Raw genomic sequence first — 23,750 nt, forward strand, 5'->3', positions numbered from 1 at the left:
GCCGATGGTACCTGGCCCCCGGGCCCGGGAGAGTAGGGCGCCGCTGGATTCTCGGGCCCCTTGAGCTAACGCTCGAGGGGCCCTTCTTTTTTATATACCGTTCGCGACAATCATCTAATTATTATTTTATTAGTGATGTTGCTTGCTTTTGCAAAAATTCGGTGTGCCATTCTCCTTGCGCTTGTATGTAGTGCATGCTGTTTTGCTGCGTTTGATCCTTCTCCAGTTCTTTCTGATACTGTTTTCGTAGAGGATTCCAATGCGGTGGAGTATGGCATTTCCGGCTGTGATGAGGGCGCACAGTCTTGCATCGTGGTTGCTCGCGGTTGTCGCGAGGAATATTTTGCGGTAAATGAAAAGGTAGACTCCAACGAACCCAATGAATCTCTGCTTGCGAGAGTGTATGGAGCGGAGCCCTTGCAGGATAGTTCAAAGGTTTACAGCCAATGGGCATCGGACTGCAAACAAGAAGAATCCAGAAGACATACTGGCACGTGGCTATATAGTTTCTTGGTTGGTGGACTTTCTACTGCAGCGGGTATTGGACTGCTTTACGTTGATTACGACAATTCCGCTACAAAGATTTTGGGAAGGGGCACCGGTGTGCTTTTCCTGGTAACAGGGATTGCATTCCTGTCTGTGGACATTATTGCTCCAATCTATTGGTTGTTCAAGTCGCCTGATGAGCGGGTTCAGAAATACGAGGAACGCGAAAAGGCCTGGAAACTCCGCCTTGCACCGGCGATAAACTTGCAGGAACCCGGTGGCGGTTTACTATTGCAACTCGGTTTTTAATCGCAATTGTCATCTCCGACACCCTCAATAAACATCCCGAGACCCACAGTTGCTAATAACCAATGGCTAATGACCAATAACCAGCAACTAAAATTTCTATTCTTCACTACATGAAGCCGACAATTTCCTTTGTCTTGCAACTTTCACCGTCCACTGCCTACGAAAATCTCGAGGCGGTTGCCCGCAACGTGCTTGACGGGCTTGACGTGTTGCTGAATTCGGGGCTCGTCAAGTGTTCCGTGTTCATGGACGGCCCGACTCTCAAGATGCTTCGCAAGGTGGCGAAGCCGCTTGCATTCGGCAAGATAAGGAACGGCATTCGCGAGGGAATACTGGAATTTCTCGGTGGCGGGTTCTATGACCCGATGCTACCGCTCTTCCCGGAAGAAACGCAATCCCAGCAGTTGGACCAGCATCGCGATATCCTCAAGAAGTATTTTGACATAGAGCCGCAGGGCTACTTCAATTCCTCGTTCGTGTGGGAGATGGGCATGACTGCCGTCCTCGAGAAGTCGGGATTCGACTACGCGCTCGTGAGCGAGGCCGCCATCCAGGCTACGGTCGGGCGTTCCACGCCTGTATCGGGCTGGTTTACGGTCGAAGACCGCGGAACGCTCATGCGCGTTGTCCCTGTGGCAGATAGCCTGACGGAAGCCATCGAGAAGGACGACCTGAGGTGGAGGGTGATTGCGGAATCGTACTGCCATGGCGGAAAGTCTGCGGTGGTGGTGCTCGACCTGCCTGCGCAGGCAAGCGAGATTGTGGCGTTCTTCGAGCGTCTTGTTGACTTTGTAGAGACAAATGACGTGCAGACCTGGCCCGTGGGTTACCTGGTGAACCAGCTCCCGCCGGAAGGTTCGCTCAGTTACCTGATGTCGGCAGGCCGTAAACTCGGGCTGCCTTCCTCCGCGATGACATGCCGCGAGACTCTTGTGCGCAGGCCGGAGATTAACTTGTTCCAGAAATCCCTCCTGAACCTGTACCGTCGCGGGCGCGACAAGCTTGCGGGCAAGGACTTCACGGAATTCTGCGACGCGCTGTTGCCGGCGATGTCCCCGATGTTCTTTCGCGACCTCGCGAACGAAGAGGGCATGCGTAGCCTGAAGGTGCGCGAGTGGGGTTTCCGCTACCTGGTGTTTGCGTCCAGCACGCTCGATTCGCTGATGAAATTCAACGGGCTCCGTATCGAGGTTTGCGACTACCTGCTGCAGGGCCGCAAGCAGATATGGGTCGAGAACCCGGACATGTCGCTGTTGCTCGATTACCATGCGGGCGGTGTGCTGCGTTCCCTGTACCACAAGGATTCCGCGGTGAACCTGCTGAACGCCTGGCGCGACGATGCGGAACCGACCTTCGGCTTTTTGGACTGCCTCTTGCCGAATGCGGACATGACCGCGCAGCAGATAGAGCAGGCGCTCTCGATGCGTGAATACCTTTTGCGCGACCCGTACGAGTACCGTATTAAACGCCTTGATTCCGGAGCGGAGATTGAACTCCTGGAAGAGCAGGGTTTTGCCGTGGGGGCAAAACGCGGCGTGTTCCATGTGGACAAGAAGTTCACGCTGAACCCGTCTACATCTGAGATTGTCGCAAATTACCAGCTGGGCAATTCCACCTACATGGATTCCCGTTGCTTCTTCGGTTCCATATTCGAATTCGGCCTGATGGGCGAGACCGGCGGGCGCATCGTGGTGGATGGTTTCGATATGAAGTGGGACGGCAAGAACCCGTTAGTTTATCCGGAAGCCAACAAGCTGGAAATACACGATTATGGCACGAAGTGTACCGTCACGATGTCCTTTGTAAAGCCTGCTGCGGTATTTATCGGGGCAATTTTCGGTGCTTCTTCTTCGGCTGCGCCCGAGTTGTTCCAGGGCGTGAGGGTGTACCCGTTCTGGCGTACGGCGCTTTCCGTTGCCGACGAGATGAACTTCAAAATTACTGTTTCGGTATCGAAGGGGTAACACGTGCGCGCGGACTTGATTGACATACAGGTCGAGGACCACGGCGACGATGTGGAGATTACGCTCTCCGGTTCGCTCGGGTCGTACCAGCTTGCCGCCGTGCGCGAGAAGATAGAAATGCTTGCCGATGGCCCCGGTTGCTTTATCTTTGTGAACCTGGAGCATGCGCATTTCAAGGTGGGCGACTACCTTGACTTGTTCCTAGAACTTTTGAACAAGCTGCAGGCGAAGGATTCCAAGCTGATTCTCATTTTCAAGAACGAGGAACAGGAAGCATACTTCGCGAAGTACAGGAATATCTTCGAGATATACGAGAGCCGCGAGGCCTACAAGGATTCCGGACTTTCTAAGCAGTTGCTGCAGATTGGCGTGCATTACGGCTCCAAGACGGGCATACGCCTGAGCCCGAGCGTGGCTATCGCGCTTTCGCTATTGATTGTCGGCTGGGCAATTACTTTGTTCTTGATAATCGCTGCGCAGGGGCGCGACATTGCCGATAAGCAGGCCCAGATTGTAGCGTTGCAGAGCCAGAAAGACCGCTACGTGCACGAAATCGAGCGCTTGGAAACTTCCATTGGTCCGCTCCGTAAGCTGGGCGTTATTGAAGACACCACGATGCTTACGTCGTTCGGTGTAATTCAGGACTGGGTGTCGTATCTCGAATTCCTGGAGAATAGCCGCCGTGAAAAGTAGCGTGCGGATTCCCGGCCCGCTCGTGATCGCGTTGTTCGCGGTCGCCTTCCTGACGATACTCGTGTTTGCCGACATCTGGCTTGTGAGGCAGCGCCACATGGCGGACCTGGGCAAGCAGGAAATGAGCCTGCGGAGCGACTTGCAGAGGCTCGATACCTGGGGCCGCTGGACCATGGAGTACGTGAAGATAGACAAGGCGCTTGCCTACCTTTCGAAAGGCCGCCTTACCGAGGATACCCGCCGGGAACTTACGGAACAGATTTGGCAGATTTCGCATTCCTATACGACCGACCCGCTCATGATTTTGGCGGTGGTGGCGCAGGAGAGCCACGGGAACCCGAATGCCCGCGGTCGCTTGCAGTCGGGGGCCTTTTCCGGTGCGTTGGGGCTCATGCAGATTAAGCTCGAGACGGTGCAGAAGATGGCGGCCCGCTTCGGGATGCGCATTGAATCTACGGAAGACCTGCTGAAGCCCGAGGTGAACGTGACCGTGGGTACAGCCTACCTGATCCGTCTCATAGGCAAGTACGGCAACTGGAAGGAGGCGCTTATCGCCTACAACATCGGGCATTCCGCCGTCGACAGGATGCTAGAACAGGGCCAGCCGCTGCCTACGGGCTATTACGAGAAGGTGCTCGCGAAGTACAGGAACCTAGCGAACAAGTCGTTCCTTTAATCCGATATTTTTTTAGTTTCGTCGGGTGGGGGCAGAAAGTGCGCCTGCATTTTAGTAAATTTAGGTTGATGAATTTTAGGCTTCTTTTTCCGCTCGTTTTTGCGGGGCTCGCCCTGGCCGGAGAAATCCGGTACGACTGCCTGCATTTTGTGGAAGAGGGGCTTGCGAAGGACCCGCGCCTTGTGGAGGCCAAGTTCGCGACCGAGGCGAAGAAAAACAGCCTCAATGCGCTTACTTCGGAGGTAATCCTCCCGACGCTCAACATCGCGATGATGGTGGGCCCCGCTCCTGGCTTGAAGGAATCCGTGGACAACTGGGGCGATACCGTGGACGTTTACGACTTTACCAAGATGGGCCCGTTCTGGGGTATCGAGGGCAAGTTTATCCAGCCGCTCAACTTTGGGCAGTACCGTACGGGCAAGAAGGCCTTGGAGGCCGACTTGAAGCAGAAAACGTACGCCATCGAGCAGGAAATCCACAAGAAGGATGTGGAACTGCAGTCGTATTACTACAACTACCTGCTCGCGCGTGAAATGCAGAAACTGGCAAGCGATGCACAGAAGCGGGTGGACGAGGCCTACGAGAAACTCGAGGAGGCGCTCGACGACGATGACCCGAACGTTTCGCAGATGGACCTTTTGAACCTGAAGGCTAAACTCCATACGGTGAAGGAAGGCGTCACCGAGGCGAACCTGGGCATGAAGCGGGTGCAGCTTGCCATAAGGTTCTCGCTCGGGCTTAATGAAGATGACGTGTTTACCGCCGAGGATACCTGCCTCACGGAGCGTCCTGAACGCCTGCCGAGCCTGGAAGAGGTAGAACAGTTTACCATGCGCTACCACCCGGAACTCAAGCAACTTGCCGCAGGGCTTGATGCCCGCAAGCTCCAGATGGACCTTGCCGAGGCAAAACTTGCGCCCGAGTTCTTTATCATGGGCGAAATCGAGTACGTGAAGAGCTGGGCCGGCAACCGAAAGGTGATGGTGAAGGACGCCTTTGCCGAAGATGCCGTGAATAAACTTTCGGGCCTTATTGGGGTGGGGCTGCGTTACCGCCTGAACTTCTGGAAGAGCTGGTCGGATTTCCGTGCCGCACGTACGGAATACCGCGGACTTCAGCTCAAGGAGAACTATGCCGCCTCGGGCCTCGTGGCGCAGGCGGTGGAACAGTATTACCAGGTGGAAGCCGCCAAGGAGAAGATGGACGCGCTCAAGGAGAGCCTGCGTGCATCGGAAGCCATATTGAAGGGTGCCGCGATGCAGTACGACCTGGACAAGTCCAAGACGGGCGACCTGGTGAATGCATACACGCAGAACGTGACGATGCAGAAGGACTATTACTTTGCCGTGTGCAAGTATAACGTGGAATTCGCGGAACTGATTTCCCGCATGGGCATGTCGCTCAGGGAATTCCGCGGGGAATTTAACAAATAGGAGAAGTGTATGATTAGGAAGATGTTTGCCCTGCTTACGGTGTTTGCCGTAATGGCGTTTGCAGCCGAAGACCCCGTTGCTGCCGTTAAGAAGAAGGATGCAGAACTGCAGGCCTTGCTCAAGAAGTCGAGCCGCAACGCGAAGGAGATTGAACGCGTGAAGTCGCTGTTGAACGACTCGTTCGATTTTGCGCTCCTGGCGAAGAAGTCGCTTGCGAAGGGTGATTGGGAAAAGCAGGATGCCGCCTCGCAGGAAAAGTTTGTCGCGGAATTCCAGCGCATGGTCCGCAATTCCAGCGCGAAGAGGCTTGAACTCTACCGTGCCGATTCCACGATTTACGAACCCGCGAAGATGAAGGGCAGCGACGAGGCCCGCGTGGTGGCACACCTGTGGAACAAGGGCAAGGAATCCGTGCTCGAGTACAAGATGAGCCTCGTGAACGGCAACTGGAAGGCATGGGACCTGGTGATTGACGACCTTTCGACCGCACGCAACTACAAGGAACAGTTCGGCCAGATCCTCAAGACGAAGAGCTTTGCCGAACTCATCGACATTATCAGCAAGAAGGCTGACGAAGCCGAAAAGTAATGGGCGGTGTTCTTCTTGGCTTGCTGATTTTCGCCTGCGCTGTTGCGCTGGTTGTGCTGTTTTTCCCGATTCGGTTCCGGATAGACTTCGGGGCGGACGAGAATGGCGGCGGTGCGAAATTCTACATATACAAGAAGAATTTTTACACATGGGAAAAGTTCCGCAAGGGGAAGAGCCACGGCTCGGATGAGTCGCTGGACGACGATGAATTTGCGGGCAAGTTGCATGACGATTCCACGGATAAGTCGCGCGAAGATTCTTCGAGTGAATCGCATGACGAAGACAGCGCCGTGCCGGAGTTTGTCGCGACGGCCCCTGCAAAGCCTGTGGAGAAGAAGACTGCCCCTTCGGCTAGTTCGGCAGGCTCACTAACCGGCTCAGGGACCTCATCGCCAATCGAAGTGAAGGCCGATGCGCAGGAAAAAACTGCGCCGGTTGAAGTTGCAAAGGATGCTGCGCCGGTTGAAACGGCAAAGGAGGCTGTGCAGGAGAAAACTGCGCCGGTTGAAACTTCGCCGAAAGCGGATGACGCGCAGCCTGCGGAAGTTAAACAGCCCGCGAAGGTCGAAACGCCTGCTGCGTCTGCAGAATCCGCGCAGCCTGCTGAATCCAAGAAGACAGCTGCGCCTGCCGGTGACAAAAAAAACGAAAAACGCGACCTTACGGATTTTGAATTCTGGACGCTCGTGCTCACTCCGGATTTGGACGAGCGCGGCTTCCGTTACGTGAAGCGCCTTCTGGTGGACCTTGTCCGCCTGTTCAATGTGAAGTTCGAGAACTGCTTTGTGGAAGGCATCCGTGCCGACTACAAGACCATGGGCTACGGTGCGGCACTCAACGGCGTTATCAAGGGCTTCCCGTTCCTTAGGGATTGGGACTTGCGCATGGACTGGTGCAACGAGAAGGATTTGCGGGTGCAGGGGAATATCCTTGCCCGCACGAACCTGTGCCGCGTATTGTTCTACCTGCTTGAATTGGCGCTGCTTGCGGGTATCGTGTTCCTGATTTTCTGGCGTCGTCGTGCCCGCGTGCTCAAGACCGGCGAACTGCCGGAGCTCGGGTTTGTCCGCCAGAAGATTCGCGCCTTTTTCGTGGAGGATTGATGCCCGCTTTGACTTTGGACCGCCTGTTGGCGAGTATTGGTTTCGGGAGCCGCAAGGAAGCGCGCGCCTTGGTACGCATGGGTTTTGTGGAACTGGACGGGAAGGTCCTGGAGGACCCGTTTATGGAGTTCAAGGAACGGCCCGAGTGCATTACCGTGAACGGCGAGGAAGTCACCACGCAGGAGAAGCTCTACGTGATGCTCCATAAGCCTGTTGACGTCGAGTGCAGCCATAATCCGCGTGACCACGAATCGGTGTATTCGCTCTTGCCCGACCGCTTTACCGCGATGGGAATCCAGAGCGTGGGCCGCCTGGATGCGGATTCCGAGGGCCTTTTGCTCCTGAGCAACCAGGGGGACTTTATCCACAGGGTCGAGAGCCCCAAGAAGGGCTTGTTCAAGTATTACCGCGTGGGCCTTGCGCGCCCGTTTACTGCCGAGCAGGAGGCCGAACTCCTGAAGGGCGTCATGCTCAAGGACGAACGCCGTCCGGTGCTTGCACGCGAAATCCGGGTCGAAGGCGATACCGTGGTGATTGCGATCGGCGAGGGACTCTACCACCAGGTCCGGCGCATGTTTGCCGCCGTAGGGAACCACGTGGTGACGCTCAAGCGGGAGGCAATCGGTCCTGTGGCGCTGGATGAGACTCTTGGGAAGGGCGGATGGCGCTTCTTGACCGACTCTGAAGTAGCTTCGCTGATGTAGCCTCGCTATAAGCGTCGCATAGCTTCGGCTTGGAAAACACGGGAAAAATGAAAGCCGGCGCAAGTGCGTCGGCGTTTGTGTGTCCGGGTGGCTCTGCGGAACCTTGCCGGACTAAATTTCGGACTGGACGGTCTCTTCTTCGGGTTCTTCGACGGCTTCACCGATGACACCTTCGAAGGCGTTGATCTTGTCCTTGATGTCGTTACTGAACTTGAAGGTGGGCACCATGCGTTCTTCGATCTGCACCGTCTCTCCGGTACGCGGGTTGCGTGCGGGGCGCGCCTTGCGCGGCTTGCAGGCGAAAGTGCCGAAGCCACGGATCTCGATGGTGTTTCCTTCGATGAGTTTCTCGCCGACCAGGTCGAGGAACTGCTCGACAACGGTCTTGATATCGTTCCGCACAAATCCAGTGGACTTGGCGATCTCTTGAATAAGGGCTTGTTTTGTTATATTGGGCACGACTTCAATCTTGGTTGATAGAATTGTTGACGACTTAAATATAAGTTTAACAAAGAGTTAGCGGAAGGCCTAACCGAAAATTAAATATTTTTTTGGGGCTCTCGTTGCGGACAATGTGTGAATAATTGTGGTTTAAATGTTGAAAACTGTTGAAAGTTCAAAAAACGCAGAAAAGCCTGCCCGGATATCGTTCCGGCTGCGCGGTCTGGAAGTATTCCCGAATACCATCCTCAGCCCGATGGACGGCGTGACGGATGCGCCCTTCCGCAGGCTCTGCCGCGTGCTTTCGGGCAACCGCATGGGGCTCCTGGTGTCGGAGTTCGTGCCGACGGATGGCGATGCTGTTTTTAATTTGGACGGACACAGGCAGCTCAGGTTTTTCCCGGAGGAGAGGCCCTTCGGGGTGCAGATTTTCGGGCGTTTCCCCGACAAGATGGCGGATGCCGCCCGGAAGATTGCTGTAGCGCTCAGGCCCGACTACATCGAGGTGAATGCGGGGTGTCCGGCGCCGAAGGTGGCGGGCAAGGGCAGCGGCTCGGGCCTGTTGCGTGACCTGCCCCGCCTGCAGGAGATATTGCACGACGTGCGTGCCGCGCTGGACGGCTGCGGGGTGGATATGCCCCTCACGCTCAAGTGTCGCATCGGCTGGGACTCTGAGAGCATCAACGTGCTGGAGACGCTCCGGATTGCTGAAGGCGAGGGCGTTGAAATGCTTACGGTGCACGGCCGCACCCGCCTGCAGGGCTATAACGGCCTCGCCGACTGGGACTGGATAGGGAAGGTCGCCGCTGCCGCGAAGATTCCCGTTATCGGGAATGGCGACGTGAACAGCGTGGAAGTCGCCCGCGAGCGAATTGAAAATTATGGCGTGTCCGGCGTGGCCATCGGGCGCGGCGCCATGCACAACCCCTGGATTTTCGGGCAGATTGCGGATGCTTGGGAAGGCAAGCTGAAGCGCGTGATAACCGCGGGCGAGGCGCTCGACGTGTTCAAGCTTTACTACGGTTTCAAGATTGAGGACGGCAGTACCGACAAGGGGGCCGAAGGCCGGCTCAAGCAACTCGCGGCAAGGCTCTGCAAGGGGTTCTGCTTAAATGAAGATGGGGCTGCCTCGCCGGAATGTCATCCTGGAGCCGAAGGCGATAGGATCCAGGTGCTGAACGGCGCGGAGGATGGCGCGGAGGATGTCGCGATGCAGGTGCGCCAGGCGCTCCTTTCGAGCAGTTGCGCCGCCGAACTCCTGGACCGTGCGCAGTCCCTCAAGGAAGGCTTGGCAAAGGACCTGGTGTTTGACCCCGGCCGCCTTGTGAACCTGAACGGCGCCAAGGAAACTGAACTCAAGTTCGGTGACCAGTTCAAGGGCCGTTAGTCCATAATCACAAAATGTACTCAAAAAAAATCTCAAATTTTTACGAAAATATCTTGACGCTGAGTCAAAATTTGAGTACATTTAGGACATGGATAAAATTATTGACATATTTCAGTTCACAAATTTCCGCAAATACCTGGACGAGTACCAGGCGGCCCGCGTGTTGACAGACCCTGATTTTACAAGGGCTGGGGCATGTGTGCTGCTGGGGCTCCCCAAGACTCGCAGTTACTATAACGACATCGTCAAGGGTAAAAAACTTTCCAGTCGCATGATTCCCAAGTTTGTTGAAGTGCTTGGCCTGAACAAAAAAGAGGCAAGGTATTTTGAAACTCTAGTGAATCTGGACCAGGCGAAGACCGCGACGGAACGGAACGCTTTTTTTGAGGAACTGCTGAAACAGCATCCGGATTCCCACCGCATCCTGAACGAAGACGCCTACGAATATTACAACCACTGGTATAACAGCGTGCTGTTTACGGCGTTGGAAGTCGTGGATGTTTCGGACGACCTTGAACCCGTCCAGAAACTGATTTTCCCGAAGGTTTCCGTGGGTACCCTGAAACGTTCCCTGGAATTGCTGGAACGCCTTGGTTTTGTTCGGAAGAACGAAGACGGCTTCTGGAAAAGTTGCCGTGAGTCGGTAAGCAGCGGTGCCTATAACAACAGCGATCTGGTTCGCCAGTATCAGTTGCAGTGCTTCGAACTTTCCAAGCAGGCGTTACTTGCGAATAATGAGAATCCGTCGGATATGGGAACGTTTACTTTCAGCGTTTCCGATGACGCTTTCAAGGCGATAGCCAAGGAAATCCAGGGCCTGAAGGCCAGGGTGCGCAAGATTATTGCGCAGGACAGAAAAAAGGCGACTGGGGTCCACCAGTTGAACATTCATTTATTCACAAATTTGAAAAAAGTAAGTTAAGGAGAAAACGATATGTTTATTAAGAAGTTGACAAAGACGGGCCTCGCGTTTGCGGTCCTTGGCATCGGAATGTTCGTCGGCTGTGGCGGCGACAATGGCAGTACTGCTTCGACATCTAGCGAAACGAGTTCTGGAACTCCCATTGCGGACGTGGATACGTCGCTTGTTCGAAAGAAAGTTGTCGAGGGCATCCCCTGCGATGAATTATTGGATGAATTCCATGCGCTGGCTAAGACGACGTATGAATTCAGTCTCGGTAGGAATATGTGCGGAGGATATGCAGATATCTATATGTACATGAACGCGAGAGTCCGGGTGGTGGATGCTGCGGGCAGGCCTGTGGTGGGAGCGGATGTCTACGAAGGCCGGTGTGCCTATGGTGATGAAGGTTGCCATTATACTACGGACAAGAAAGGCTATATCTATCTGGATAGCGTGAATTACCTGACATATTTGGAATTGTACGAAGGAGCCTTGGAGGAATTGGGACCGAATAAGGCCTATGAATCTCGCTATGAGGAATTGCAGTTGCGAGCCATTTCGGCAGATTCGAGCCTAGGTGCCAATGTGTACTCCTCTTTTGAACATGCTCGTGTGGTGATGATAGGCGGGGAACCCGTGGCCGAATTGGAGGATGTTGTTCTGGAACCGGTATATTCGGCAAAACTGTATTTAGATTCTATCTATGCGCCGGGAGAAGATGATGAATGGTACCACGATAGGCTCGATGAAACCATCGCGGAAGCTGGTTTTGGCATTTGCGTACAAGTGGAGGACGCTTACCTGGGGTCGCCCGATGAATGGAATACCCCTTTTGAATTCTATCCTTGCCAGATGGTGACAGAAGAGGACAAGGAGAACGGGTTTGTCTATGTGTATGGATTGCCCGAGGGAAAATATGAATTCGCAATTGGGTCGCCTAATTCGCAATTTGGTACGGGGTGTTTTTCCTTTGAGGTTACGCGCCCGGCAGAATAACGGAAGTGGAATATATTTGATACACTAATTTGTTTTCGATTATAGAGACTGTGGTGCATGACTGCGGTCTTTATTTATATATTCAAGGAGAATAGTTTACACCGTAGGTAGTTATGAATAAGAATCTCCGCCGTATTTCGAAAACGGCTGCTGCCATCCTTGGCCTTTGTGCGGGCGCTTCTTTTGCCGCCCAGAACGCGGTGATTGTCGATGACCTGCATCCGGGCGTCGTTATCGACAAGCAGAACATGATGGCGGCGGACCTTGCGATTTGGAACCCGCCCAGCCGCTACTACGACATGACGAACGCGCTCGTGGATGGCGGCTACACGCTGTTCCGCTTCCCGAACGGGAGCCTTTCGAACGATTATCACTGGAACGGAATCGGCAGCTACGATAGCACCGGGCTCTGGACCGCGGATACTACGAAGTGGGCGCGCGGATTCTTGGGCGAGACGATTTACCGCGGCACAACGAAGGACAACTACGGCTTTGTTCGCAGGAGCCACCTCGCCGACGGCAAGAAGGAAACGATGTGGTGGGGAGAGGTTCTCGACCCGGTGGACCCGCCCTGGATTGTGGTGGAATTCCCCGAGAAGATGAATCTCGATTCGCTGCAGATTGACTGGGGTGAATTGCGCCCGAAGGCGTTCGAGTTTGCGTACTGGACTACGGATTACGCCGAATATCCGGGCGTGCACCAGGCGCTCGAGAACAAGCTGAAGACGGAATCCGTGGTGCGCGTGAACTCCGAGACGACCAAGTACAAGTTCGCGCAGATCAGGACACGCTATGTGGCCATCCGCTTCAAGACTCCCGACCTGCCGAGCAAGGGCGTGCAGATTCGCGAGATGAAGCTGTTCAGCGGCGAGAGCGACTTGCTCGAGGGCAACAACTACAAGTTCTACGCGATGTCTACGCGCAATGGCGACAAGGCCCGCACGGACTGGACCGACATCAAGTGGGATTTCGAGGAGTTCATGAAGTATATCAAGACGCTCCCGAACGCGCAGGCCGTGATTTGCGTGAACGCGGGCACGGGAACTTCGAAGGAAGCTGCCGCCTGGGTGCGATATGCAAACAAAGTAAAAGGCTATAACATCAAGCAGTGGCAAATCGGTAACGAACTCGACGGCGAGTGGGAAGAATCGGGCCCGATTTCGGCAAGGCATTATGCGGCGCGCTACCTGGAATACGCCCGCGCGATGAAGGCCGTGGATTCTACGATTGTCTTGCATGGGCCGCTGTTCAGCACGCACAAGATGCAGCAGAAGGGCGCGGGCCTGCTCGATGGCAAGTACTGGATGGAAGAATTCCTGCGCATTGTGGGTGAGGCCGAAAAGAAGGATGGCAAGCGCTACCTCGACGTGGTGGACTTGCATAATTACCCGTACTGGACGCCCAACGAGCCGAAGCCCGCAGAGATGCTCAAGGCGATGCTTGACGTGGGCCCGAACATGGACACACTCGATGTGTGGATGAAGCGCCACCTCGAAGGTGAACGCCGCGTGTTCCTCTCGGAATTCAGCACGTGCGTGCAGGGATTTAGTTTGCTTATGGATTACCCGCAGGCGACCGCGGTGGCGAGCGTCTTTGCCCAGCACGCGATGCGTTTTGGTAACCGCCTGCAGGTGCTCCCGTGGGATGCGTTCGGCAACCTGTTCAAGGGCCCGGACGATACCTGGGGTACCATCAGCATGACGGCGCTGTTGAAGGAAGGTTCCTGGAACTACTGGAAGTCGCTGGAACCGACCGCGGAATATTACGGTATGTACATGACGTACAAGCAGTTCCTGGAAGACGGCTTTGCCGTGCTGCCCGTTTCGAGCACGAGCCCCGACGTGGAGGCGTATGCGATTGGCAAGGGCGATTCCGTGCGTGTGATGCTTGTGAACTTGTCCGAAGTCCCGCAGGTGGTGCAGATTGACCGCGCGAGCGTTGCCGCTACCGGGAGTACCGAAGTGGGCAAGGGCGATCTGGTGCGTACCGAGGTGGATATCTTTGGCGCAGAGCAGTTCAAGTGGGTGGGGACCCGGCAGGATGCCTTCCCGTACCCGAAAATGGGCCCGAGCGGGCGCCGCATAAACCCGAGCAAGTCGAAGGACATCACGATTCCCGCGTTCGGGCTTGCTGTGGTGCGCATCAACCCGAAGGTTGTCGGGCTTGACGAGGCCAGCAAGGCTCAGGCATCGCAACCGCAGATTATTGCAGCCGCTCTCGAGAAGAAGGTGCTCCTTGCGGGCGATACGATAGACCTGTTCGTGACGGCGGTGCAGGAAAACGGCCAGCTTACGAATGGCTCCGTGAGCGTGGGCAACTGGGGCAAGCGCGGCATGATCGAGGTGGCCGCCGTTCCCGATGACGGCAAGTGGAATGCGTCCATCGAGAGCTTCCACGTGAAAATCCCGATTCCGCCCGAAATGTATTCCGCCCCGCGGGAACTCCGCGTTGTTGTACGGGGGCTTGGCGGGAAGGTTGCCGTACTCAACATCCCGTTCCGCGTGCGTGGCGCCTACCGCACGACGATGGCCATGCAGAATTTTGACAACGGGCTCGATGCGGTAGACTGGTTCCCGGTCGCGAACGGAGACAACTCGACAACTATTGGCGCGAAGGTGTTCAACGGCGCTCCCCCGCACGGAGGCTTTATCCGCCATGACTTCCAGATTGAGCAACCGCCTGCACAGGGCTGGCCGAACTTCGCGGGCGCCTACTACGTGATACCCGAAGAAGTCCACAACTCCGTGGGCATCGTGTTCGACTACGCGACGAACCACAACAATCCCGATGGCTACTTCGAAGTGCAGATTGCGAGCAGCCAGGTGGAAGACTACGATGAGTTCATGGTCCGCCTCAAGAACACCCGCGGTTCATGGGTGCGCGACACGCTCATCTGGGAAAACATGAAACAGGAAGGCTGGGGCAAGACTATCCCGCAGCTCGACCCGAAAAAGATCAAGAACTTCGCCTTCCGCGCACGCCATAGCGGCATGGGCTACATCAGCCTTGACAACATCTACCTGCTCGGCGAAGACGGCGAGGAAATCCCGATGCCGCGTGGGCTGAGGAGACTGAGGTAAGATATGGATAAAGAACCCGAAGTTTTCGATGTGAAGGATATGAACGGCGCTTCGCCCCTGCAAAAGGGGCTCGCTGTGTTTTTCGTCATCATGTCGCTTTTGTACACGGCATCGCCCATCGACTTGGCGCCCGATGCAATCCCCGTTGTGGGCTGGATTGACGACATCGGATTCCTCGTGACTGCGACCATGAATGCGGTTCAGCAGTTCACAAAGGACCAGAATAGCGCCATGGTGAAAATCCTGAAATACGCCAAGTGGTTCATGGTTATCGCCGTCGTAATCGCTGCGCTGTTGCTCGGCGGTTTGATTGCCGCGATTGTGGCGCTGATTGTGAAGTAAGAAATCTTTTCCAAAAGTGGGTTTTATCCCCTTACTAAGATAAGGCGAATGTTGGCGCCAAAGTCGCTATTTGCCTCCAATGCGTCGAGCATGCCGAGAATTCTGTACCCTTTGAGTGCGCCAAAGTCTGCTTCCTGCAATTTTGAGAAGAGTTCTTTTGCGACGGGATGTGTCAATGGATTCCAGTTTGGGTCTATGTTGCCATTGGAGTCGTACTTGTCATCGAGAACGTCTTCGTATTCGTCATCGGTGTATTCTGGAAGCCCTAGTGCGGCCCAAATTGTCTTTTTGATGGCTGTACTTTTTTCTATAAGGGAACTTGCATAGGAATACATTTTTGCGGGAGTTGTCTTTTTGACTGAACAAAAGGCGAATAAATCGTCGGAATCCGATTCACTATATGCTGCTTTTAGTTCGTTAGACACGTTGTTGAATTCATTGGCAGGAAGGTCTTGCAGATTTTCAAAATAATCATAGTCAATTAACCATTTGAAGTTATCGTGTAGCGGCATGATGTAATTCCATGCTCCATTAATATGTTGTTCGGCATATACAGATATGTTCCAGGACATGCGTGACTCCTTGACTCGCGAGAGCGCTTGTAGTGTGTTCCTTAATCTATTTTATTCTGTGCGTGCGCACAAGAGCTCGGAGTGGAGTGCTGCTTTGATGGTGACGAGTAGGGAAAAAAAGCAAAAAAGGGGCTTTCGGACCATTTTTTTTTGTTTTTGTTAGTTCCTTTACGTAAAAATTAGATTATATTGGTGAGAAAAGAGGCTTTTATAAGGTAATCGCATTTTAGACATAAGTTTGAGCTTTGCTCTTGGCTTTCAATCGAAATCGGCAATATTGCGATGATTGAAAATAGTACCCGCCGTCGTTTCGATTACTCGTTGGAGTTTTTCTCGTTCAGCAAGAGTGAACGCATTGCGATTTGGCAGTCCGTTCTGAAAACACAACAGGTGGAATCGATGATGCATAGCGAAGAAATTGAATGTGTTGCCAAGGAAATGGACGAATGAGCTTATCTTGCAGAACATGCTCGAAGAACTTGCCAATAAAGACGACCATCAAGGCCGTAAGCTGGGGCTGTAGCTTACTTCTCGTACATCCCTACTAGTTCCTTCGCGCTGTCAAGTATCATTTGGCGGAGCTTGGCGGGCTTCAGCACTTCGGCGATTGAACCGTAATACATGACCCATTGCTTGAGTAACGCGTTGACCGCGACATTCATTGTCACGTGCAAGTCGCCGCATGCCAGTTCCTTGATTTTCATGCTGGGGTGGTAGGGGCGTGCCTTGCAGAAAGTTCTTGGCGTCGCCGGGGAAGTAGATGACGATTTTTTGTAGCGTTACTTAAGCAAACAGCTGATTTGCGGTGATTTCTCCGTCAACGACTCCAGAATTTTTGCCTTGCACAATGCCGAATGTCGTGATGAATATATTGGCTAGTCCATACCGGGTCTTGCTTTTCATGCGGAACAATGCCGTCCTGTTCCGTATGCGTTCTGCGTAGCTTTTGTCTATAGAAAATTTTTCGGTGCAGAACTTGATTTCGCATAGGTCTATAATCCTGTCCGCCCGCTTTATCAAGAGGTCTATCTGCGCTTTGCCTTGCTCTGGGTCGTTGCAACGCCAAATCGATGCTTCGGTCGCCATCCCGGAGATGCCCAAAGCGGTTTTTATCTGGTCCAAATGTTGCAGGCAAACTATTTCAAACGTTAGACCTTGCCATGTCCGGAGTCTGGGTGATTGCAGATGGTGTGTCCAGAAATTTTCATCTTTGGAGAAATTTTCCGCAATAAAGTTGAAGTAAAATAGCGAATAGAAATCGCAAAGCCTATATACCGAGCCGTTCTTTTTCGTGTTGAATCTGGAATAACTGAGAATAAAGTCGCACCGTTCCAGGTTTGTGAGGATGGTCGTAAGCATTCCTCCGCTAATTCCGGTTGACTCCGAAATTTCTGTACGGTCGAGGCCTTCCTTCTTTTGTGAAAGTGCGGCCACGACGGTTATGTATTTGTTGGCGTTGGTGAATAGCGAATTGTAGAGTTCGTTGAATTCTTGTGACAACAGGGCGTTCTTATTGAAGAACAGACGGTCGACATTCTGAGCCAAACTTTCTTTTGGGTCAAGTAGGCTCAAATAAAAAGGGACTCCGCCCAAAATCATATAGCATTCTACAATTTGGTAGCGGTCCCACGGACAACCGATGGAGTCAAGATATTGTTCGGTTTCTTTTAGCGTAAAAGGATGAAGATAGATTTTATTCGTGATTCGGTTGTGCAAGCCGCCCTGGTTTTCCATCAGGTTATCAACCATCCAGGATGTCGCGCTGCCGCATGCGATAAAGACGATGTCATCGCGGAGGTTGGCCCAGGCGTTCCAGAAGTCTTCCAATGCCTTGACGAAGTCGCATTGCTTGCGGTCAATCCATGGCATTTCATCGATAAAGATTATCTTGCGTTTTTTTGCGTCTAAGGAACCAAGATATTTTTTTAGCGCGTCGAAAGCCTCAAACCAGTTTTTGAAATCGGGAACATTATCAAGTCCTGCGAAATTCTGCAGGGCGAGAGCAAAACGCTGAAGCTGGACAGCGTCGGTAACATCCCTTTGCCCTACGTACGAAAAATGGTAGCGGTCTTCAAAAAACTTGCGGACGAGGAATGTCTTGCCGATGCGCCGTCTTCCGAAAATAACGACGAATTCGGAACGGTTTGAATCGACGATATGCTTCAACTGGGCGATTTCTTTTTCGCGGCCGATAAGAGGGTTTTGGTTGGCTTTCATAACCCAAATATACAAAATCTTCCCCAAAAGTGGGTTGAAATTTTGACTTTTGGGGAAGATTTTTGAAAAATAGTGTCCAAAAGTCGGTCAAAATATCGAGTTTTGGAGAGAATTCTCAAATTTCGTCAAAAATGCCTATTCCCGTTCGTACATCCCTACCAGTTCTTTCGCGCTGTCGAGTACCATTTGGCGGAGCTTGAGGGCGTATGTTTTGTCGGGGTGATGCTGCGATACGCAGCCGATGTAGATTTCGCCGTGGTTGATGGCGACCATCAGCGGAATGCGCGGCTTGTTGTTTAGTGCGCATGGCCACCAAGGTGGGGAACCCCTTCAATATACAAAAAGCGAACGACAATAATTGTCGTTCGCTCGTTTTGCTTTAAAGTGGTCTGCAGGGCTGGCGAGCCTATTGTTTATCGCTTGTCCCTGTCAATCCAGGGCCGTTCCGTGTAGCCGGTGTAAATCTGGCGCGGACGGTTAATCTTGGAATTCGGGTCGTCGTGCATTTCCTTCCAGTGGGCTATCCAGCCGGGGAGTCGCCCGATGGCGAACATCACGGTGAGCATGTTCGTCGGGATGCCCATGGCGCGGTAGAGGATGCCCGAGTAGAAGTCCACGTTCGGGTAGAGCTTGCGCGCGATGAAGTAGTCGTCCTTCAGGGCGGCTTCTTCGAGCTTGATGGCGATATCCAGGAGCGGGTCGTGCACGTGCTCGCGCTCGAACACCTGGTACATGAGTTTCTTGAGCACCTTGGCGCGCGGGTCGTAGCTCTTGTACACGCGGTGGCCGAATCCGGAAAGGCGGAACGGGTCCTTCTTGTCCTTGGCCTTGTCCATCACCTGCTCGATGGTCATGCCGCTCTGCTGGATGCGCAGGAGCGTTTCGAGCACGGCCTGGTTTGCACCGCCGTGGAGCGGGCCCCAAAGGGCGCAGATACCTGCACAGATACTCGCGTAGAGGTTCGCCTGCGAACTGCCCACCATACGCACGGTCGAGGTGGAGCAGTTCTGCTCGTGGTCGGCATGCACGATAAGGAGCGTGTTGAGCGCGCGTTCCATGATCGGGTCCGGGTGGTAGGGGCGGGCCTTGCTGCTGAACATCATGTTGAGGAAGTTGCTGCAGTAGCTGCGTTCAGCTTCCGGATAAACGAACGGTTCGCCGATGCTTGCCTTGTAGGCGAAGGCGGCGATGGTGCGAATCTTGGAAATAAGGCCCGCGGTCGTGAGCTCGAAGGCGCTCGCGATGTTTTCGTCGTCGTAGAAGCGCGGGGTAAAGAGGCCCACGGCGTTCACGATGGAACTGAGGATGCCCATCGGGTGTGCACTCGGCGGCATCTCGCGGAAGAAGTGCAGCAGGTTCTCGTGCAGGAGCGCATTCTCGGTAAGGAGCGTGCGGAAGTGCCCGAGCTGTTCCTGCGTGGGGAGTTCTCCGTAAATCAGGAGCCATGCGGTCTCGGGGAAGGTGGCCTTCTCGGCAAGATCTTCGATGGAGTAGCCTCGGTAGCGGAGGATGCCCTTTTCGCCGTCAACAAACGTAATGGCGCTCTTGGTGCTGCCCGTGTTCAGGTAGCCGTAATCCAGCGTGACAAGCCCGGAATCCTTGCGCAGCGTGCTGATGTCGAGGCCGTGTTCGCCCTCGGAACCTTCCACCACGCTTAGTTCGTAGCTCTTGCCATTATAGTTCAGTGTAGCCTTTTCGGACATTTATCCTCCGGAGGGGCGGGTTTCAACCGCCAATTATTTCATCTTCAAAATGCAATTATAAATATTTTCGAACAGCTTGCCGAGTTTTTCGGTCGGGACGGCGCTGAATGCGATGCGGATAAGGCCCGAAAGCATGATGGTGCCCGTGCTGTAGTCCTTGATGAGCTTCTGGCGGAGTTCCTCGGCATCCACGCCCTTCGGCTTGATGCACATAAAGTAACCGCTGTTGCACGGCATGGCCTCGAAGGCCTCCTTGTATTCCGGGTGGCTTGCGAGCACGTCCTTGATGATGTCGTAGCGCTTCTTGAGGGTCGCGTACTTCTCGGCCTTCTGGTCCAGGTATTCGGGGCTCTGGTAGGCGGCGAGCAGAATCCTTTGGCTGATGCTCGGGGCGTTAGAGATGTTGCCGCGGACCGTACCGGCGGCCTTGTCTTCGAGGGCCTTGAGCTGGGCTTCGCTTGCGCCCTTGAAACCGAAGGTCATGAACCCGACGCGGAAGCCCCACACGTAGTCTTCCTTGGTGGGGCCGTCGAGCTTGACGGCGAGCAGGTTCTCGTTGGCCTCGAGCAGCTTCACGAACAGGGATTCCTTGGTCACGCCTTCCTCGTAAACGAGTCCGAAGTAGGCGTCGTCGAGCAGGGCCACGACCTTGTTGCCCGCGGCGGCGCTGTCGGTGAGGATCTTAGCGATTTCGACGGCTTCCTTCTCTGTTGCGGTGTAGCCGGTCGGGTTGTTCGGGAAGTTCAGGAGCACGACCTTCTTCTGGCTCTTGCTATTGGCGAGGGCGGCCTTGAGGGCTTCGGTATCGAACCCGCCGTCCTTGAAGGTGTTGAATGTCTTGATTTTCGCGCCGCAGCTGTTCACGAACACGAGCTCGTAGTTGTCCCAGTACAGGTCCGGGATGATGACTTCGTCACCCGGGTCGAGGAAGAGGTAGCCCGCGCAGCTGATGGCGTGGGTCAAAGCACAGGTCACGACCGGGTTGCTGAACTGCTTGCCGGCGAGGCTCGGGTTCTTGCGGACAATCTGTTCCTTCCAGGCTTTGCGGAGGTCGGGGTTGCCGAAACTCGGGGCGTACAGGAACGCCTGCTTGGGGAGGTTCAGGCTCTTGAGCACGCAGTCGAGCACGAGCGGGCTCCCGTCGTCTTCGAGGGCGGTGCCGATAGTCGCGTTGATTTCGGAGCCCTTGGCTTCGGCGCCCTGGCCCAGGATGCCCTTGCGCGGGAAGAAGATCGCCTTGCCCCTTTCGGAAAGCATGGAGAGAACGTTGCAGCCGTTTGCGGAGAGTTCCGCGTTTGCCTGTTCGGCGAGAGGATTGTAGCTCATGACCTTGGTCCTGTTAAAAATTCCGCGCGCAAAGATAGTTTTTTTAGGGGGAGTTTTCAAGTTTTCTGTAGGCAAAAGGGGGAAGCCCCTAAGACCCTGCTGTACATTTTCTGTAATAAAAATGCAGAAATCATGGTTTTGAATGTATATTTCATATGCTTACTTGGAGGAGCGTTTATGGCTTTGATGCGTTTTCTGATGATTGGTTTTGTGGCGGCGGTGCTGGTTGCTTGCGGCGACGATGGCAGTAGTAATCCTGTGAGTAATTTTAATGTGGGTTCTATGGTTGATGAACGTGATGGTCAGATTTACAAGACCGTAAAAATCGGCGACCAAGTGTGGATGGCGGAGAATTTGAACTACGAGACAGAAAACAGTTTTAGCCAGCCTAATCGCGCAAAATATGGTCGTTACTACTTATGGAGTACTGCGATGGATAGTGCGGGTATGTGGTCTATGAACGGCAAGGACTGCGGCAATGAAATAGAGTGCTCGCCGGCTTATCCGGTGCGTGGTGTTTGTCCCGAGGGTTGGCACCTGCCGGATACAACAGAATGGAAAACGTTGTTTACCGCAGTTGGCGGTTCCAGTACGGCGGGCAAGATGCTCAAGTCCACTAGCGGTTGGTGTAATAGCGGCTCTGGCAATGGTACGGATGATTATTCTTTTGCGGCACTGCCTGCTGGCGAATACTTCGGAGGCTACTACGGAAGTGAATGTGCTAATGCGTATTTCTGGAGTTCTACGGAGTTCACCAGTAGTCGTGCGTACTCCATAGGCTTGAGTTTTGAAACAGGTGGAGTGTACTTGTATAACGCCTTAAAGTACGAAGGATACTCTGTCCGTTGCCTCAAAGACTAGCAAAGCCTCCGCTCAAAAAAAGTATCAGAATGTCATCTTTTGACATCTGAAATAAATTATATTGCTCGCAAGGACTTTAACCCCGCCTTTTTTGCCTTGTAGGCGGATGGAGGATTTATGAAAGATGTAGAAAGCAAAATAGTGACAATCCGTAATGAACGTGTAATTCTGGATTGCGATGTGGCGGCCCTATATGGTGTGCCAACCAAGGAAATAAACCAAGCTGTCCGAAATAATCCCGAGAAATTTCCTGCGGGATACACTTTCCAAACTACAAATGAAGAGAAAAAGGAGGTGGTAAAAAATTTTGACCACCTTGAAAAGCTAAAATTCAGCCCGGTCAATCCAACAGCGTTTACGGAACGTGGTTTGTATATGCTTGCTACCATTTTGAAGGGAAAAACAGCAACGCAGACGACAATAAACATTATAGATACGTTTGTGGAAATTAGGGAATTGTCTAGGATGGTTGCGGACATTCCCAATACCACAGACGATGTGGAAAGAAAATCCTTGCTGAAACGAAGCGGAGAGATTATATCGAATGTCCTTACGAGCGATTTGGAACAAGCGGAATCCGAAACTGAAATTGAGCTGAATTTTGCAATGCTCAAGATAAAACATAAGGTCAAAAAGGAACGGAAAAAGTAGAGATTGCCAATATTTCTTTAATTTTTCACGACAAATCGTGCCAAAAACGCGTATATAATTGTATTTTTCTGTGCGGTACCGAACGATACCTTTAAAAATGCACAAATTGCACAAAAAGGTGAATATATGCTTGATTTGAACACTGTCGATTGGAAGACGCTCCCCTTCGGTTATTACGATACCGATTACAATGTCCGCTGCTACTACCGCGATGGCAAGTGGGGCAAGGTTGAACTTTCTTCTTCCAAGGACATCAGCATCCACATGGCCGCTACCTGCTTGCATTACGGCCAGGAAGGTTTCGAAGGCCTCAAGGCTTACACGGGCAAGGACGGCAAGGTCCGTATCTTCCGCGTTGACGAGAATGCGAAGCGCATGCAGAACACCGCGAACCGCGTGCTCATGGCCGTTCCGCCGGTCGAGCTGTTCCGCGAGATGGTCCACACAGTGGTGAAGGCTAACGCCCGCTTTATTCCGCCGTATGGTCATGGTGCAACGCTCTACATCCGCCCGCTCCTCATCGGTACGAGCCCGGAAGTCGGCGTGAAGCCCTCCGACGAATACTTGCTGTTGATGTTCGTGACTCCGGTGGGTCCGTACTTCAAGGACGGTTTCAAGCCTGTGGACATGATGATTAGCCGCAACTTCGACCGCGCCGCTCCGCAGGGTACGGGTACGGTGAAGGTCGGCGGTAACTACGCTGCCAGCTTGCTCTCCCTCGCCGAGGCCAAGAAACTCGGCTACTCCAGCACCATCTACCTGGACGCGAAGGAAAAGAAGTACATCGACGAATGCGGTCCGGCAAACTTCTTCGGCATCAAGGGCAAGACCTACGTGACCCCGAAGTCCGAATCCATCCTGCCGTCGATTACGAACAAGAGCCTGCAGCAGCTTGCTGAATACCTCGGCTACACCGTGGAACGCCGCCAGGTTCCGTTCGAAGAACTCGCTGAATTCAGCGAAACCGCCGAATGCGGTACCGCCGCCGTGATTACCCCGATCAAGAAGATTGTGGATCCGGTTGCCGGTAAGGAATTCACCTACGGTGACGGCAAGAATCCGGGCCCGGTCTGCACGGAACTCTTCACGAAGTACACTGCTATCCAGTTCGGCGAAGCGGAAGACCCGTTCGGCTGGACTGAAGTGGTTGACGTGTAATCGAATCGCATGTGTCATCCCCGCGAAGGCGGGGATCTTTAAGATGTTCGCCTTCGCGAACATGACGAATGTGAAGGATTCTTGTATTCGCGAACATGACGAATGTGAAAAATCCCGCGGAGAAATTCGCGGGATTTTTTTATGGGAGATCCCCGG

At 53.7% G+C, this 23,750-nt stretch carries 24 protein-coding genes; 17 read left to right on the top strand and 7 right to left on the bottom strand.

The genetic code is table 11. The features are described from left to right. Positions 1 to 132 precede the first annotated feature (132 nt). The 8 genes from BUB22_RS10750 to BUB22_RS10785 all read left to right on the top strand — a co-directional run bounded on the left by BUB22_RS10750 (position 133) and on the right by BUB22_RS10785 (position 7,956). Positions 133 to 795 carry a hypothetical protein gene (locus tag BUB22_RS10750; protein ID WP_139258969.1) on the top strand — a complete coding sequence of 221 codons (663 nt, stop codon included), beginning with the start codon at positions 133 to 135 and terminating at the stop codon, positions 793 to 795. 110 nt (positions 796 to 905) lie between these two features. Then, positions 906 to 2,759, top strand: coding sequence for a polysaccharide deacetylase family protein (locus BUB22_RS10755; RefSeq protein WP_073115130.1), 1,854 nt, complete (start codon positions 906 to 908; stop codon positions 2,757 to 2,759). Positions 2,760 to 2,762: 3 nt separating this feature from the next. After that, positions 2,763 to 3,452, top strand: coding sequence for an STAS domain-containing protein (locus BUB22_RS10760; protein ID WP_072812453.1), 690 nt, complete (start codon positions 2,763 to 2,765; stop codon positions 3,450 to 3,452). Then, a complete protein-coding gene (locus BUB22_RS10765; RefSeq protein WP_139258970.1) occupies positions 3,442 to 4,128 on the top strand; it encodes a transglycosylase SLT domain-containing protein in 687 nt (228 codons plus the stop codon). Before BUB22_RS10760 ends, BUB22_RS10765 begins: the two co-directional genes overlap by 11 nt. 68 nt (positions 4,129 to 4,196) lie before the next feature. Continuing rightward, entirely contained in the window at positions 4,197 to 5,561 is a 1,365-nt protein-coding gene (locus BUB22_RS10770; protein WP_073115132.1) for a TolC family protein, read from the top strand. A gap of 9 nt (positions 5,562 to 5,570) precedes the next feature. Next, positions 5,571 to 6,149 carry an MlaC/ttg2D family ABC transporter substrate-binding protein gene (locus BUB22_RS10775; RefSeq protein WP_073115133.1) on the top strand — a complete coding sequence of 193 codons (579 nt, stop codon included), beginning with the start codon at positions 5,571 to 5,573 and terminating at the stop codon, positions 6,147 to 6,149. Next, on the top strand, positions 6,149 to 7,252 hold the full coding sequence (locus tag BUB22_RS10780) for a hypothetical protein (RefSeq protein ID WP_073115134.1): 1,104 nt from the start codon (positions 6,149 to 6,151) through the stop codon (positions 7,250 to 7,252). Before BUB22_RS10775 ends, BUB22_RS10780 begins: the two co-directional genes overlap by 1 nt. Next, the gene (locus BUB22_RS10785; RefSeq protein WP_083535505.1) at positions 7,252 to 7,956 is read left to right on the top strand and encodes a pseudouridine synthase; all 705 of its coding nucleotides are present in this window, start codon (positions 7,252 to 7,254) and stop codon (positions 7,954 to 7,956) included. Before BUB22_RS10780 ends, BUB22_RS10785 begins: the two co-directional genes overlap by 1 nt. 111 nt (positions 7,957 to 8,067) lie before the next feature. Here the strand turns inward: BUB22_RS10785 and BUB22_RS10790 are convergent, their stop codons facing one another. Continuing rightward, positions 8,068 to 8,415, bottom strand: a complete 348-nt coding sequence (locus BUB22_RS10790; RefSeq protein WP_073115135.1) for an HU family DNA-binding protein — start codon at positions 8,413 to 8,415, stop codon at positions 8,068 to 8,070. Between the two features lie 136 nt (positions 8,416 to 8,551). Between BUB22_RS10790 and BUB22_RS10795 the strand changes: the two genes are divergently transcribed. The 5 genes from BUB22_RS10795 to BUB22_RS10815 all read left to right on the top strand — a co-directional run bounded on the left by BUB22_RS10795 (position 8,552) and on the right by BUB22_RS10815 (position 15,106). Beyond that, on the top strand, positions 8,552 to 9,784 hold the full coding sequence (locus tag BUB22_RS10795) for a tRNA dihydrouridine synthase (RefSeq protein ID WP_073115136.1): 1,233 nt from the start codon (positions 8,552 to 8,554) through the stop codon (positions 9,782 to 9,784). A gap of 88 nt (positions 9,785 to 9,872) precedes the next feature. Next, entirely contained in the window at positions 9,873 to 10,706 is an 834-nt protein-coding gene (locus BUB22_RS10800) for a TIGR02147 family protein (RefSeq protein ID WP_073115137.1), read from the top strand. A 12-nt stretch (positions 10,707 to 10,718) separates the two neighbouring features. Then, positions 10,719 to 11,684 (top strand): hypothetical protein, encoded by a 966-nt coding sequence (locus BUB22_RS10805; RefSeq protein WP_073115138.1) that lies wholly within the window; start codon positions 10,719 to 10,721, stop codon positions 11,682 to 11,684. 113 nt (positions 11,685 to 11,797) lie between these two features. Further along, entirely contained in the window at positions 11,798 to 14,764 is a 2,967-nt protein-coding gene (locus BUB22_RS10810) for a glycoside hydrolase family 44 protein (RefSeq protein WP_073115139.1), read from the top strand. A gap of 3 nt (positions 14,765 to 14,767) precedes the next feature. Then, the gene (locus BUB22_RS10815; protein ID WP_073115140.1) at positions 14,768 to 15,106 is read left to right on the top strand and encodes a DUF1232 domain-containing protein; all 339 of its coding nucleotides are present in this window, start codon (positions 14,768 to 14,770) and stop codon (positions 15,104 to 15,106) included. Between the two features lie 23 nt (positions 15,107 to 15,129). Here the strand turns inward: BUB22_RS10815 and BUB22_RS10820 are convergent, their stop codons facing one another. Continuing rightward, the gene (locus tag BUB22_RS10820; protein ID WP_073115141.1) at positions 15,130 to 15,678 is read right to left on the bottom strand and encodes a hypothetical protein; all 549 of its coding nucleotides are present in this window, start codon (positions 15,676 to 15,678) and stop codon (positions 15,130 to 15,132) included. A gap of 282 nt (positions 15,679 to 15,960) precedes the next feature. On the opposite strand from BUB22_RS10820, the gene BUB22_RS16740 reads away from it, so the two are divergent. Continuing rightward, positions 15,961 to 16,128 (top strand): hypothetical protein, encoded by a 168-nt coding sequence (locus BUB22_RS16740; protein ID WP_175547285.1) that lies wholly within the window; start codon positions 15,961 to 15,963, stop codon positions 16,126 to 16,128. A 74-nt stretch (positions 16,129 to 16,202) separates the two neighbouring features. On the opposite strand, the gene BUB22_RS10825 is transcribed toward BUB22_RS16740, so the two are convergent. The 5 genes from BUB22_RS10825 to BUB22_RS10840 all read right to left on the bottom strand — a co-directional run bounded on the left by BUB22_RS10825 (position 16,203) and on the right by BUB22_RS10840 (position 20,924). Then, positions 16,203 to 16,382 (bottom strand): WCX domain-containing protein, encoded by a 180-nt coding sequence (locus BUB22_RS10825; protein WP_073115142.1) that lies wholly within the window; start codon positions 16,380 to 16,382, stop codon positions 16,203 to 16,205. Between the two features lie 79 nt (positions 16,383 to 16,461). Then, on the bottom strand, positions 16,462 to 17,895 hold the full coding sequence (locus BUB22_RS10830; protein WP_073115189.1) for an AAA family ATPase: 1,434 nt from the start codon (positions 17,893 to 17,895) through the stop codon (positions 16,462 to 16,464). A 135-nt stretch (positions 17,896 to 18,030) separates the two neighbouring features. After that, positions 18,031 to 18,168, bottom strand: a complete 138-nt coding sequence (locus BUB22_RS16745) for a hypothetical protein (protein WP_175547286.1) — start codon at positions 18,166 to 18,168, stop codon at positions 18,031 to 18,033. Between the two features lie 140 nt (positions 18,169 to 18,308). After that, positions 18,309 to 19,598 carry a citrate synthase gene (locus BUB22_RS10835; protein WP_072812425.1) on the bottom strand — a complete coding sequence of 430 codons (1,290 nt, stop codon included), beginning with the start codon at positions 19,596 to 19,598 and terminating at the stop codon, positions 18,309 to 18,311. Between the two features lie 33 nt (positions 19,599 to 19,631). After that, a complete protein-coding gene (locus BUB22_RS10840) occupies positions 19,632 to 20,924 on the bottom strand; it encodes an aminotransferase class I/II-fold pyridoxal phosphate-dependent enzyme (RefSeq protein WP_073115143.1) in 1,293 nt (430 codons plus the stop codon). Positions 20,925 to 21,206: 282 nt separating this feature from the next. Between BUB22_RS10840 and BUB22_RS10845 the strand changes: the two genes are divergently transcribed. From BUB22_RS10845 to BUB22_RS10855, 3 genes are all read left to right on the top strand, one after another. Continuing rightward, positions 21,207 to 21,785 carry a fibrobacter succinogenes major paralogous domain-containing protein gene (locus BUB22_RS10845; protein ID WP_254794725.1) on the top strand — a complete coding sequence of 193 codons (579 nt, stop codon included), beginning with the start codon at positions 21,207 to 21,209 and terminating at the stop codon, positions 21,783 to 21,785. A gap of 117 nt (positions 21,786 to 21,902) precedes the next feature. Continuing rightward, entirely contained in the window at positions 21,903 to 22,436 is a 534-nt protein-coding gene (locus BUB22_RS10850) for an ORF6N domain-containing protein (protein ID WP_073115144.1), read from the top strand. Positions 22,437 to 22,571: 135 nt separating this feature from the next. After that, on the top strand, positions 22,572 to 23,594 hold the full coding sequence (locus BUB22_RS10855; RefSeq protein WP_088638563.1) for a branched-chain amino acid aminotransferase: 1,023 nt from the start codon (positions 22,572 to 22,574) through the stop codon (positions 23,592 to 23,594). Positions 23,595 to 23,750 lie beyond the last annotated feature (156 nt).

Origin of the sequence: Fibrobacter sp. UWCM, from assembly GCF_900129735.1 — a bacterium.
Lineage (GTDB): Bacteria > Fibrobacterota > Fibrobacteria > Fibrobacterales > Fibrobacteraceae > Fibrobacter.

What these genes read in the sequence shown, in the direction of transcription:
- BUB22_RS10755 (WP_073115130.1), top strand. Translation starts at nt 906, where the DNA reads ATGAAGCCGACAATTTCCTTTGTCTTGCAACTTTCACCGTCCACTGCC.
- BUB22_RS10770 (WP_073115132.1), top strand. Translation starts at nt 4,197, where the DNA reads ATGAATTTTAGGCTTCTTTTTCCGCTCGTTTTTGCGGGGCTCGCCCTG.
- BUB22_RS10775 (WP_073115133.1), top strand. Translation starts at nt 5,571, where the DNA reads ATGATTAGGAAGATGTTTGCCCTGCTTACGGTGTTTGCCGTAATGGCG.
- BUB22_RS10780 (WP_073115134.1), top strand. Translation starts at nt 6,149, where the DNA reads ATGGGCGGTGTTCTTCTTGGCTTGCTGATTTTCGCCTGCGCTGTTGCG.
- BUB22_RS10785 (WP_083535505.1), top strand. Translation starts at nt 7,252, where the DNA reads ATGCCCGCTTTGACTTTGGACCGCCTGTTGGCGAGTATTGGTTTCGGG.
- BUB22_RS10795 (WP_073115136.1), top strand. Translation starts at nt 8,552, where the DNA reads ATGTTGAAAACTGTTGAAAGTTCAAAAAACGCAGAAAAGCCTGCCCGG.
- BUB22_RS10800 (WP_073115137.1), top strand. Translation starts at nt 9,873, where the DNA reads ATGGATAAAATTATTGACATATTTCAGTTCACAAATTTCCGCAAATAC.
- BUB22_RS10805 (WP_073115138.1), top strand. Translation starts at nt 10,719, where the DNA reads ATGTTTATTAAGAAGTTGACAAAGACGGGCCTCGCGTTTGCGGTCCTT.
- BUB22_RS10810 (WP_073115139.1), top strand. Translation starts at nt 11,798, where the DNA reads ATGAATAAGAATCTCCGCCGTATTTCGAAAACGGCTGCTGCCATCCTT.
- BUB22_RS10815 (WP_073115140.1), top strand. Translation starts at nt 14,768, where the DNA reads ATGGATAAAGAACCCGAAGTTTTCGATGTGAAGGATATGAACGGCGCT.
- BUB22_RS10820 (WP_073115141.1), bottom strand. Translation starts at nt 15,678, where the DNA reads ATGTCCTGGAACATATCTGTATATGCCGAACAACATATTAATGGAGCA.
- BUB22_RS16740 (WP_175547285.1), top strand. Translation starts at nt 15,961, where the DNA reads ATGATTGAAAATAGTACCCGCCGTCGTTTCGATTACTCGTTGGAGTTT.
- BUB22_RS10825 (WP_073115142.1), bottom strand. Translation starts at nt 16,382, where the DNA reads ATGAAAATCAAGGAACTGGCATGCGGCGACTTGCACGTGACAATGAAT.
- BUB22_RS10830 (WP_073115189.1), bottom strand. Translation starts at nt 17,895, where the DNA reads ATGAAAGCCAACCAAAACCCTCTTATCGGCCGCGAAAAAGAAATCGCC.
- BUB22_RS16745 (WP_175547286.1), bottom strand. Translation starts at nt 18,168, where the DNA reads ATGGTCGCCATCAACCACGGCGAAATCTACATCGGCTGCGTATCGCAG.
- BUB22_RS10835 (WP_072812425.1), bottom strand. Translation starts at nt 19,598, where the DNA reads ATGTCCGAAAAGGCTACACTGAACTATAATGGCAAGAGCTACGAACTA.
- BUB22_RS10840 (WP_073115143.1), bottom strand. Translation starts at nt 20,924, where the DNA reads ATGAGCTACAATCCTCTCGCCGAACAGGCAAACGCGGAACTCTCCGCA.
- BUB22_RS10845 (WP_254794725.1), top strand. Translation starts at nt 21,207, where the DNA reads ATGGTTGATGAACGTGATGGTCAGATTTACAAGACCGTAAAAATCGGC.
- BUB22_RS10850 (WP_073115144.1), top strand. Translation starts at nt 21,903, where the DNA reads ATGAAAGATGTAGAAAGCAAAATAGTGACAATCCGTAATGAACGTGTA.